This is a genomic window from Psychrobacter sp. CCUG 69069 (assembly GCF_021023115.1).
GTDB classification, from domain to species: domain Bacteria; phylum Pseudomonadota; class Gammaproteobacteria; order Pseudomonadales; family Moraxellaceae; genus Psychrobacter; species Psychrobacter namhaensis.
On the sequence record NZ_QQAI01000023.1, the window covers coordinates 19,281 to 31,512 of the forward strand.

General features: G+C 45.4%; 9 protein-coding genes and 1 other RNA gene. 7 read left to right on the plus strand and 3 right to left on the minus strand.

The annotated features are described in order from the left end of the window. Positions 1-111: 111 nt before the first annotated feature. Together alaS and DVY93_RS11560 are read right to left on the minus strand one after the other, a co-directional pair. Positions 112-2,784 carry an alanine--tRNA ligase gene (alaS, locus tag DVY93_RS11555; RefSeq protein WP_230710897.1) on the minus strand — a complete coding sequence of 891 codons (2,673 nt, stop codon included), beginning with the start codon at positions 2,782-2,784 and terminating at the stop codon, positions 112-114. Between the two features lie 144 nt (positions 2,785-2,928). Continuing rightward, the gene (locus DVY93_RS11560; protein WP_230710899.1) at positions 2,929-4,692 is read right to left on the minus strand and encodes a TIGR00341 family protein; all 1,764 of its coding nucleotides are present in this window, start codon (positions 4,690-4,692) and stop codon (positions 2,929-2,931) included. A 288-nt stretch (positions 4,693-4,980) separates the two neighbouring features. Between DVY93_RS11560 and DVY93_RS11565 the strand changes: the two genes are divergently transcribed. Next, positions 4,981-5,193 carry a hypothetical protein gene (locus DVY93_RS11565; RefSeq protein ID WP_193005717.1) on the plus strand — a complete coding sequence of 71 codons (213 nt, stop codon included), beginning with the start codon at positions 4,981-4,983 and terminating at the stop codon, positions 5,191-5,193. 113 nt (positions 5,194-5,306) lie between these two features. Here DVY93_RS11565 and DVY93_RS11570 read toward each other — a convergent pair whose 3' ends face one another. Next, a complete protein-coding gene (locus DVY93_RS11570; RefSeq protein WP_230710901.1) occupies positions 5,307-6,785 on the minus strand; it encodes a L,D-transpeptidase family protein in 1,479 nt (492 codons plus the stop codon). Positions 6,786-7,130: 345 nt separating this feature from the next. Between DVY93_RS11570 and prmB the strand changes: the two genes are divergently transcribed. From prmB to DVY93_RS11600, 6 genes are all read left to right on the plus strand, one after another. Beyond that, the gene (gene prmB, locus DVY93_RS11575; RefSeq protein ID WP_230710903.1) at positions 7,131-8,306 is read left to right on the plus strand and encodes a 50S ribosomal protein L3 N(5)-glutamine methyltransferase; all 1,176 of its coding nucleotides are present in this window, start codon (positions 7,131-7,133) and stop codon (positions 8,304-8,306) included. Between the two features lie 99 nt (positions 8,307-8,405). Then, positions 8,406-9,509, plus strand: coding sequence for a chorismate synthase (gene aroC / locus DVY93_RS11580; RefSeq protein WP_230710905.1), 1,104 nt, complete (start codon positions 8,406-8,408; stop codon positions 9,507-9,509). Between the two features lie 514 nt (positions 9,510-10,023). Continuing rightward, a complete protein-coding gene (locus DVY93_RS11585) occupies positions 10,024-10,710 on the plus strand; it encodes an alpha/beta hydrolase (RefSeq protein ID WP_230710907.1) in 687 nt (228 codons plus the stop codon). 70 nt (positions 10,711-10,780) lie between these two features. Further along, positions 10,781-11,139: a transfer-messenger RNA gene (ssrA, locus tag DVY93_RS11590) on the plus strand. Between the two features lie 434 nt (positions 11,140-11,573). Further along, on the plus strand, positions 11,574-11,777 hold the full coding sequence (locus DVY93_RS11595) for a CsbD family protein (RefSeq protein ID WP_193005722.1): 204 nt from the start codon (positions 11,574-11,576) through the stop codon (positions 11,775-11,777). A gap of 210 nt (positions 11,778-11,987) precedes the next feature. Then, positions 11,988-12,164 carry a hypothetical protein gene (locus DVY93_RS11600; RefSeq protein ID WP_230710909.1) on the plus strand — a complete coding sequence of 59 codons (177 nt, stop codon included), beginning with the start codon at positions 11,988-11,990 and terminating at the stop codon, positions 12,162-12,164. Positions 12,165-12,232: the final 68 nt, after the last annotated feature.

Below are 12,232 nucleotides of genomic sequence, written 5' to 3' on the forward strand. Positions count from 1 at the left end.
TGCGTCACAACGTTAAGTGTCAGTGTGGCTTAGATGTATGGCGATTGGTTATAGTGGTTATAACCAATCGCGCATGGAGGGGGATAAAGCACATAGTACTGGGTTGATGGCTTAGCCAAGTTGGCTTTCAATCCAAGCAGGGAGTGCATCAATAACGGCTGTGCTGTTGCTAGACTTTGGTGCGCCGCCTTGTGCATAGTCAGGTTTGCCGCCACCTTTACCCCCAAGCTCACTTGCCAAATGACGAATGATATCACCGGCTTTTACTTGCGCAGTGACAGACTTAGCCACACTGGCTGCTAGGGCCAACTGCTCGTCTTTATCGCCAATCAGCACGATAACGCTGTCTGGCAGTTTGGATTTGATGTCATCCATCAATGTACGGATAGATTTGCCATCGATGTCACGTAGCGTGCTGATCAGAACGGGTGTGCCTGCGATGGTTTGAACGTCATCGAGCAAGCTTGCAGCTTGAGCACTGGCCATTTTTTGCTCTAAACGTTCCAGTTGTTTTTCTAGGTCGCGCTGCTTGTCGGCCATGGTGCGCACACGCTGCGCCACTTCTGGACGTTTCACTTTTAGCTGACTGGCCAATTCGCTCAGTTGTTGTTCGCTTTGCTGAATGTTTTTAATCGCATTCATGCCAGTGACGGCTTCAATACGGCGAATACCCGCAGCAATCCCTGATTCGCTAGTAATTTTTAAGACGCCAATGTCACCCGTGCGCTGAACATGTAGGCCGCCGCACAGCTCGATAGAAAAAGGCTTGCGCTGCCCGTCCACGATGCTGTCTGTACCCATGGTGAGTACGCGTACCTCATTGCCGTATTTTTCGCCAAACAGCGCCATCGCCCCTTGTTTCATCGCTTCATCGATAGACATGTGCTCGATACGAGCAGGGGTATTGGCTTGGATTTGCTCATTGACCAAGCGCTCTATCCGCGTGATCTCAGCGGCACTGACTGGTTTGTCATAGGAGAAGTCAAAACGTAGCACGTCGCTTGAGACCAGTGAGCCTTTTTGCGTGACTTCCTCTCCCAACACTTCTCTCAACGCTGCATGCAGTAGGTGAGTGGCAGAGTGGTTTTTGGCGCTTGCTGCACGGATGCTAGAGAGCACTTGAGCGTCCGCGGTTTGTTTGGTGCTGATGTCACCCATGGTAACGACACCATAATGGATAATGGCCTGACCAGATTTCTTGGTATCTTGAACCTCAAAGACACCAGTTGCGGTGCGAATTTCGCCCAGCTCACCAACTTGACCACCACCTTCAGCATAAAATGGGGTACGATCCAATACCACAACGCCTTCCATACCTTCGGTTAAGCTGTCTGCCGGATTGCCATCTTGGTAAAGCGCGTCAATGGTCACGCCGTCTTCTTCAAGCTGCTCATAGCCCACAAAGGTCGTTGGCGTCTCAACTTGGATGACGCTACTATAATCAACATCAAACTTGCCCGCATCACGAGCACGCTCACGTTGTGCTTGCATGTGTTCATCAAATTCCGCTTCATCAATCGCAATACCGCGCTCACGAGTGATATCGGCGGTCAAATCAAGCGGGAAGCCGTAGGTGTCGTACAGTTTGAATGCCGCTTCACCAGACAGCGTATCGCCATCTTGTAAGCCTTCAAGCTCGCTGGCAAGCAAACGTAGACCTTGTGCCAATGTTTTAGCAAACTGTGCTTCTTCTTTTTGAATGGCGTTTTCGATAGCGCTTTGCTTGTCTTTTAGCTCAGGATAGGCACTGCCCATTTCAGCCACGAGTGGGGCAACCATCTTATAGAAAAATTCACTATCGGCGCCAAGTTTGTTGCCATGACGTACCGCGCGACGGATCACACGGCGCAATACATAGCCGCGACCTTCATTACTTGGTGTCACGCCATCAGCAATCAAAAATGCCACAGCACGAATGTGATCGGCGATGACTTTTAGCGATGACTGTTGTTCGTTTTTAATCTCTAAAATCTCAGCCGCCGCATCCATTAAATGGACAAATAAGTCGATTTCGTAGTTGCCGTGGACGCCTTGCATGATGGCACTAATACGCTCAAGCCCCATGCCGGTATCGACACTTGGCGCAGGAAGTGGCAATAGCGTGCCGTCTTTTTGACGATTGAACTGCATAAACACACAGTTCCAAATCTCAATGTAGCGATCGCCATCTTCTTCTGGCGTACCTGGTAGGCCGCCTTCGATATCGGCGCCGTGATCATAAAAGACTTCGGTACAAGGCCCACAAGGACCCGTGTCGCCCATGGTCCAAAAGTTATCTGACGCGTAAGGCGCGCCTTTATTATCACCAATACGAATGATGCGCTCACTTGGAATGCCAATGTTTTTATTCCAAATCTCAAAGGCTTCATCATCGGTTTCATAAATGGTGACATAGAGACGATCTTTATCAATCGCCAGCCACTCAGTCGATGTCAAAAACTCCCAGATATACTCAATACCTGCTTGTTTAAAGTAGTCGCCAAACGAGAAGTTACCGAGCATCTCAAAAAACGTATGATGACGCGCGGTATAACCGACATTGTCCAAATCATTGTGTTTGCCGCCAGCACGAACGCATTTTTGTGACGTCACGGCACGTGTATAGTCGCGTGGCTCCATGCCCAAAAATGTCTCTTTAAACTGATTCATACCGGCATTGGTAAACAGCAACGTCGGGTCATTATGCGGAATCAAACTAGACGATGGGACTTGGGTGTGCTGCTTGCTTATAAAAAAATCGATAAAAGCTTGGCGAATATCGGCTGAGCGAAATGGCTGGCTCACAGCGGCTCCTTACTGACGGATAGAATTGAGAAAAATAATTTTGCATGCGATTTTAGCACAAACGCCCAAGCTCTTGGTATAAGAGTTACAACTGCTAGGTTATTCTGTGACTACCTACTGCCGCTCACTTTACAGGATATAATGTTAATTGGTCAAAATCGCCGCATCGGTCTTATCTAGTTTATCTTGTACCAATGGGTTGGACTCAATGACTTGTACTGGTAGATAACGCAATTGGAGTTTGATCGGCAAATATTCGGGGAAGTTTTCGACCATATCTTGGGTAATGATGGTTTCAATTTGGCGGACATCGTATGAGCTTGGCAGCGTCTCTCCGCGAATGACCGCTCGTACGACTTTGTTGTTTTCTGAGGTGTCGAATTGAGTGTTGGTTAGTACGTTACCCTTATCGATAAAGTAGCTGTTGATGGCTTCTTTTACGCTACTCTCAAACACTTGCTGCTTGGCATTGGTCTGTAGGTTGATAGTCAGATACGCGCCCAAGCCGCCCAGCAGCAATAAAGTCACCGCATTGCGCTGCAAAAAAGTCAGATAAGTATTGGATTTATAGTCATCATCAACCAATCGGCGAAAGCCCAATACCCATAAGACAAGGGCATTGGTAAATTGAATGGCAATAATGTTGGTGGCGGCTAATAAAAGCGCGCCAAACCCAAGCTGCATCTCGCCATTGGCAAATAAAACGCCACTAGCAGCAAGAGGTGGCACCAAAGCGGTGGCGACGGCTACGCCTACAACGGCGACCGAGAGGTGCGGAGACACCATCGCATAGGCACCAGCCGTGCCTCCAGCTAACGCGATCATTAAATCCATGGAAGTTGGCTGAGTGCGCGACAATATCTCTGCGGTCAATGGCTGATCTTTGTGGAGCCAGCCAACTACAAAACCGACCAGTACCACCAATGACACGCCAACAACCACCGTAATAAGTGATTTGCGTAGCAGCGGCATGCGATGGTCAATAATTGCTAGTGCGACTCCAGTGATAGGACCCAGCATCATCGCCACCAGCATAGCGCCAATGACCACAGCAGCTGAGTTGGTCACCAGCCCATAACTGGCGATAATGGCGGAGAGCGTATTCATGATAAAGTACATTCTGCTAGGCAGGGCGCTTGCTTCAATCTTGACTCGCACCTCTGGATAATCTACCTTTTGGTTGCTAAATTGTTCAGCGACAAACTGCTTATAAGACTCAAGTTTGGCTTCTTTCTCTTCTTTGACTTCTTCCTCTTCGTCACTTTCCTGTTCGCTGTGCTTGTTGGTACTCTCTATATCGTCACTATCCTGATGCTTTTGATTGTCCGGATTCCCATTTTTGTGATCGTCTTTGGTTCCATCTTCGGTTTTTTGTTGATGAGTAGAGGCTAGTGTTTTTGTTGTAGGAACATGGGAGCAAGTGGATGTGTCCGCTGATTGACCATCCATTTTTTCTATAGAGGTCTTTTGGATAGAGGTCTCTTGGGCAGTGGCAGGGTGAGCAGCTTCTGCTTCAACGGATACTTCCCCGCTGTCTTGAGAGGGCTTTGCTGTTGAGTCCGCAGAGTCTGATTGAAAAAAATCTGACTCTGATTTTGTCCGTGATTTTTCCCCTATAGCTGGCGAGTCTTCAGCGGTTGACGGTGACTCAGCCTCAGACGGCTCTAATGTGGCGACTACCACATCAGGCGCAAGCGACTCTACCTTGACTTGTGCATCAGGCATTTGTGCACAGGGTATATCTTGATCAAGCTCCTCTGTTTTGTCATGACTTACCGCCGCATCTAGTGTAGGGGCATCAGGCGTAGTCTGAGTTCCAGCCTCTGGTTCAGTAGCATGGTGGCCAGTCTCCGCTGAGTTGTTTGGTGTCACCGGCTCATTAGATGGGTTTTCTTCAGGTAAGGTCATAAAAGGTAGCTTTCTTAAGAGTTAACAGAAAGTCATTATTGTAATGATAAATAGCTAAAGGTATAGGGGTTTTTTGCGACACATCAGAAGAAAAGAGGAGGTAATTGGAGACAGTTGAAAGACGATACTTAAGGGGTAGAAGGACTAATATAAAAACCTTAATCATAACAGGGTTTTCATACTTCGTCACCTGATATAACTGGCCTAAAGGTTTAAAATAAATACTTACTTTTTATGTGGGATTGGTGTATAAGGTAGTATATCCACAATTAAAATGAGGAATAACTTATGAACTGGCCATTATTCTCTGTCATCTATTCAATAGCCGCAACAGTCACCATTGGCGTTTTTATCATTGGCGCGTTAATCACAGGCTTTAATGAAATTCCTCATATTCAAATAGCGGTATTATTGGGTATTTTGGTCTCCATCCCAGCAGGCATGTTTTTTACCAAAAAAGTCGGTAGTATTACGGGCAATGAAGAAGGTTATAAAGCTTAAGTTTGAGCGGAGATTGTGAGTTGCACCCACACAATCTATTAGGTAGACGTAAAACCAATACGCATAAAAAAAGACCTCGATGTAGAGGTCTTTTTTGATATTACCGTGGCTAATTATTTGAGCTCAACGGTCGCACCATTTTCGATATTGGCATAAACTTCTAACACATCCCAGTTGGTCAAACGCACACAACCTGCTGATGCTTGGCGACTGATGCCTTCAGGTTTTGGGGAGCCATGTAATCCATAAGAAGGTTTAGATAAGCCCATCCATACAACGCCGACAGGATTGTTTGGCCCTGGTGGTAGCATGTGAACTTTTTTCTGCGTGCCTTCACCGACTGTCGCTTTATACCAAGGCATTTTTACTTTATTGATGATTTTAAACGTCCCTTGTGGGGAAGGGGTGGCATCACTGCCCACAGTCGTTGGGTAAGTCGCGACCAGTTGATTGCCATTATACGCGTACAATGTTTTGTCCGCTTTGTTGGCAACCACGCGGTTGATGCGCTGGTTAAGTGGACCGCGTGTATTAAGGACGGTGATGGTTTCGCCAGCTTTATACTCTTTGCTCTTATTTAGCTTATCTAGATAGCGTACATCCATATGAAAGCGCTCACCAAGCATTTCTTTGATGTCTTGGTAGTACAGACCTTTCATTTTTGACTTGGCTTCTGATCCAGAAGGCGTGGACGCAAAGTTGGTGTTGATATCATCTTCAGTTAGCGTATAAGTTACGAGCACAGGTTTGTTGGCAGGAATGTTTTTGATCAGCGCATTCCACGTTTTTTGATCCATTTTGCCCGTTGCTGGCAAGCCTTTCATGGTTTGGAAGTTGATAAGGGCTTTTTTGCTGTTCATACCCCAGCCACCATCGATAGGACCTGGAGAGGCGTGGTTCCAATCGAGCAAAGCCTGCATTTTAATGGTCATTGCTGAGTTGACTTTCATGTTAGGGGACCAGACAGCCTCATTTACTTGTTTGGCGTAGTTTGACAAGTTCAGGGTGGTGTATCTTTTACCATCTTTATCTTCGATGTTTTTGATGGTAGGGTCATCACTGAAATCTTGACGTTTTTCACTCTCAGGCAATTCAAACGCCAGCGGATCAGATGAATCAATAGATGAGATGTCACTTGGCGCGGCAACGGCTTGACCTTCGCTAATATCGTCCGTGCTGTCAGACTGCTCATCTTTAAGTGTCAGCTCTGCTGCGCTCATATTATCGGCAGTGGTCGAGTTTGGTTCCGCTGGATCTTCTGAGATCACAGAGGCGGCTGACTTATTCTTTGAATCGATGAGTTGCGTCATACTGTCAGCGGCTTTAGGGTCTGCCTTATTGTTAGCTGGCTTACTATTAGCAGGCTTATCGTTAGTTGGCTTGGGCTGAGCTGCTGTAGGGGCGCGGCTGTCTAGTGAGGTGCTGCGAGTTTCTTGTACATTGAGGCTCACTTTTTTGGCAATACTAGGCAGTGAGTCAGCGGTGCGTACTGGCAATGTGCGAGTACTATCAGCAGGTGCGGCGAGCGCACTAACACTGGCACTAGCGACAGCAATAGATATAGCAGTAATAATAGGCTTTATTTTCATCATGTTGAATCACTTGTGGTTGCTATTAATGCGGCTATTATGCGCATAATTCGGTTGCTTCGCAAACTTTCGACACATCTTTTTTCGGTTAAGGCTTGCTAAACGTCAACCGTTGACGTATTCACTACAGTTGGGTAATAACTGAGCGAGAGTGTGTATAGGGTAATGCTGGACTATTACCGCTATCTTTATAAAAGCAAATGCCAGTACGTGTGCAAATATTGGCGCTACTTAGTGTTTGTGTCTATAATGTATGACGAGATTTTTATTTAATAGATCGGCTTTTTACAAAAAGCGGTTTAACCCATCCGCATGTAGTCAGTGAACATGCAATCAGCAAGGTGCGATATGTCAGAAGACCAAACAATGAGCGCAGAAGAGTTTCAAAACCAGTACTTTAACGACAATGAGGCTAAGGGTTTAGACAATACGATGGAGTATGATTTGGAAACTGGGCTTCTCGGTGAGGACGACCAATTTGCCAACCTGCATGCAGAGCTGGAAGAAGCACGTGAGCAGCTAGTCAGTATTCGTGACTTTATTCGTTTTTCAGTCACTCAGCTGCGTAACTATGATGTGGTTGTTGCTCAAGGCACGACGGATGAGTTTGCTGAAGCCGCCGCGATCGTTTTGCATTCCCTCTCTTTAGATTGGTCAGCGAATGAGCAGATTTTGGACTGTCGCCTGACCACATCAGAGAAGCAGTTGGTACTGAGCTTGTTAGAAGAGCGTATCGCTGAGCGTAAACCACTCAGTTATTTAATTAACTTATCCTACTTTTGTGATTTGCCTTTTTATGTTGATGAGCGGGTGTTAATTCCACGCTCACCTATTGCAGAATTGATACGTCAGCAGTTTCATCCGTATTTTGAGGTTAATGAGCTGGCCAAGCCGCTTGGGCTTAGTGTCAACGAGCAGACCGCTGTATTTTACGATCATGGTTTAGACGTCAAGCAACTGTCGCAGCCTGAACGCATTTTAGATTTATGTACCGGCTCAGGTTGTATTGCTATTGCCCTTGCCACGCGCTTCGTCGATGCTTTGGTAGATGCCGTTGATATTGATAAAGGCGCACTAGAAGTAGCTATGGTTAACGTCGACCATCATGATCTTGGTCATCAAGTGAATGTCATTGAGTCAGATCTGTTCGCTAAAATTCCTACTGAAAACCAGTATGAGCTGATCGTGACTAATCCACCGTATGTCGATGCGGCCATCATGGCAGACCTACCACCTGAGTTTTTATACGAGCCTGAGCACGCATTAGCAGCGGGTCAAGACGGGTTAGATTTGGTGCATCGCATCTTATTTGAAGCGCCAGAGTATCTAAGCCCAGAAGGCTTATTGATTTGTGAAGTGGGCGATAGTGAATGGGCCTTAAAACAAGCGTATCCTGAAATTCAGTTCGATTGGCTAAAGTTCGCTCACGGTGGTCATGGGGTTTTTGCTATTACTTATGATGAGTTAATGGCACATCGTCAGCTGTTTGCCGCTTATGTGCAATTATTAGATAGCATTCAGTAGTCATGGGTACGTAGTCGATAAACTGTGGCAGTAAACACTCCACACGATAAATAATTGGTCAAATAGACAGCAGTCGCGTTTACTTGTTTAAGGATAAATATGGCAGGCAACAGTATCGGTCAGGTTTTTACGGTGACCACTTGTGGTGAGTCGCATGGAGCAGGTCTGATGGCAATCGTCGATGGCGTGCCACCAGGCTTAGTATTGTCTGAAGAGGATCTACAAGTAGATTTGGATCGCCGCAAACCGGGCACCTCAAAGTACTCAACCCAGCGCCGTGAGTCTGATGAAGTTGAGATTATCTCTGGTGTGTTTGAAGGCAAAACAACAGGCACCTCTATTGGTCTATTGATTCGTAATACCAATCAAAAGTCAAAAGACTATAGTGAGATCAAAGATACTTTTCGTCCGGGTCATGCTGATTATACTTATAGTATGAAATATGGCTTCCGTGATTACCGTGGTGGTGGACGCTCATCAGCACGTGAGACGGCGATGCGGGTCGCGGCTGGTGCGATCGCTAAGAAATATCTACAAGATCGTTTGGGGGTTCAAGTCCGTGGTCATGTCACCCAAATCGGGAATGAATACAGTAACGTCTTAGACCCCAGCCAAATTGATTGGGAATTTGTGAATAGCAATCCGTTTTTCTGTGCGGATAAAGCAGCCATTGGCCGTTTTGAGGCACTGATAGATAACCTACGCCGTGAAGGGACCAGTTGCGGTGCTCGTCTTGAAGTGATTGCCAGTGGCGTGCCAGTCGGGCTTGGTGAGCCAGTGTTTGATCGTTTGGATGCGGATATTGCCCATGCCATGATGAGTATCAATGCCGTCAAAGGGGTCGAGATTGGCGATGGTATGGCGGTCGCCGGGCAGTTTGGTCATCGTTCTCGTGATGAGATGACGCCAGACGGCTTCACGGCCAATCACGCTGGCGGTATCTTGGGCGGCATCTCGTCAGGCCAAGATATTCGAGTCAGTATTGCCCTTAAGCCCACATCAAGTATCACCACGGCTGGCAAGAGTATCAATACTCAAGGTGAGGCGATTGATATGCTGACTAAAGGTCGTCACGACCCGTGCGTTGGTGTACGGGCAACGCCCATTGCTGAAGCCATGCTAGCGATTGTGTTGCTCGATCACTATCTGCGCCATCGAGGTCAAAACGCTGACGTAAAACAGCCGGTACAGGCGATCGTTTAGACGGTTTTTTTTGTGCTGTTGGCCCTTTGTTTTCCTAATTAGCGGTCATTAGGAATAACAAGGGGCTTTTTTGTGGCTGTTTCCTTTTTTGCGACTGTTCCAGAGAGGGATAATTGAGTCGATAAACCTCCGTTGGTTTAACAATGTGCCTCAGTAACTGCCTGCTTTTAAGGTAGTAGACAGTTCATGACAAATCGTTTTTTTAAGCTTGTTTGTCTATGAACATTGAAAAATCATCATAAGGCGTCATACAGTGTTCAAAGCACTATGTATCTGCCTATTAAGTGAGCGTAGCCTAAAAAATGTTTTCAGTTTTTTCTTCATCCTAACAAAATATGACAAATGGCTGAAAATTAAGGTTGTGAGTGAATGATTTTTGACGGATGGTTTGGCTTAAAAGCGGTAGAATAACCAGCATTACTATAAAAAACTAAAATATGCGGCAAAAAATCCGCTTCATTGAAAATAAAATTCGGTTGTACGTAACGTTCTTATTTAAAGGAATCTAAAGAGTATGAGTAATTATTTAGACACGGTCGTTGTTGAGCATAACCCATCACAAAAGCCGATAGATAGAGCCGTCATCTGGCTTCATGGTTTGGGGGCTAGTGGTCATGACTTTGAGCCTGTGGTACCGCAGCTAGGCTTGACTGATGATATGGCCGTCCGCTTTATTTTTCCGCATGCCCCTAAGCGTGCCGTAACGGTAAATGGTGGCATGGTGATGCCAGCTTGGTACGATATCTTAGAGATGAGCCTAGAGCGCAAAGTCGATACTGCTCAGATTGAAGAGTCGTCTCAGCAAATACAGGATTTAATTCGTCGCGAGGTTGAGCGCGGTGTCAGCCCTGAACACATTGTTGTTGCAGGATTTTCGCAAGGCGGGGCAGTGGCGTATCACGTGGCATTGGGCTACCCTGAGCGCTTGGCTGGGTTGATGGCGCTTTCTACGTACTTGGCGACCAATGACAACATCGACTATAGCACTGCTAATAAAAACATGCCGATTCTCATTGAGCATGGTACTCACGACCCAGTCGTTCCTGTGGTTTTGGGCGAGCAGGCGCATCAGCTACTAACGAAAAAAGACTATGGTGTCGAATACAATACTTATCCGATGGCGCATCAGGTTTGTATGCCGCAGATTCAAAATATCGGGCAATGGTTAAATAAGGTATTGGCTGAGACAATTAAGCTGTAACTTAATGTAATGCCACTGTCTTATAGGTTGAAATCTAGCCTATAAGTCCTATATAATAGTCAACCTTATTGGGGATGTTCTGGCTTCGACGCTGGTGATGAAACTCAATGATGCATGTCGAGAGTGTATGTCCTCTCGTTAATCAAACATATATTGTTATAGTCGCAAACGACGAAACTTACGCTCTAGCAGCTTAAACCCTGCTTACTTAGTTGCTGATCACCTACAGTTGGTTAACTAAGTTGAAGCGTCCGCATGTAGGCTCGCCACAAGGGATTGTCTCAATCGCTTGGGTTCAAAAGTAGAGAATCGTCCAATCCATCCTGACTGTCGGATCGGTGCGGATTAAAACTAAAGACAGAAACTAAACATGTAGATTCATGAGCGTAATGCTGGCGGACGCGGGTTCAACTCCCGCCATCTCCACCAAATACTAAAAATCCGGTCACTTAATGTGGTCGGATTTTTTTTGTTTTAAGTTATTATTTTTATTAAAAAAAGTTTTTTTAGAGGCATGAATGAGTATGCCTAGCTTTAGAGCCTATAGTAATGAGGTGCAAGAACTCCTTATTATAGAATTTCGCCCATTAATGTGAGTTGCGCTAAAGACAAATACTTTTACATAAAAAATGTACGTTAAAAGCTTTCTCATAACAAAAACAGGGTTATTGAAAGGTTAGCGTAACTAACATAGCAGTTAAGTACTACTATAAACATTCTTTATACAGACAGCTCAATCCTCCTTTCCTAATATTAGGGAGGTCGGCGTAAGTTTTATAGCGCTTACTGATTTTTAATAAAATTGAGTTATTCAGTTTTAACTATAAAAGTTTGACTATAAAAAATGGAAAAGGAGTACCACTATGAATGAACATACTTTGAAAGGTAATTGGAACCAAATTAAAGGTTCAGTAAAACAAAAATGGGCAGATCTGACAGATGATGATCTGACTCACATTGAAGGTGACCGTGATAAACTCGTGGGACGTGTCCAAGAGCGCTACGGTCATTCCAAAGAAGATGCTGAGCGTGATGTAGATACATGGCGTCGCGAAAACAACTATTGAACCTAGATCTTCAAACGTGTATGTAATCTTATTAAGATAAACAACACTATACTAATATGAGAAAATTTAAGTATAAGAGACCGCATTTAAATACTGTGCGGTCTTTTTATTATAAGCATTCGATATAATCTGTAATTAAGCATCGTGCTTTTAGATAAAAAATGATTTTACTCACGTGAAATGGGCTTTTGGTTTACTGAGGAGGCCGTTATGCCTGATAGTTGTGCAAAATTACTGGCAGATAATGAATTAACGGTAGTATTTATCGAGAGTGCAACCGCTGGATATTTGTCGCATCGGTTTTCAGTCAGTCCGTACTCAGGGGATGTGACCCCTGCCGTCAAATCCGTACAACTAAACTTGGGAGATTTTAGTTACGCAGCCTGACGATAATAATCAAACCACACCTGTCTTGGCGATTTATAGCCTAAACCCTTTTGAATTCTCGTTTGGTT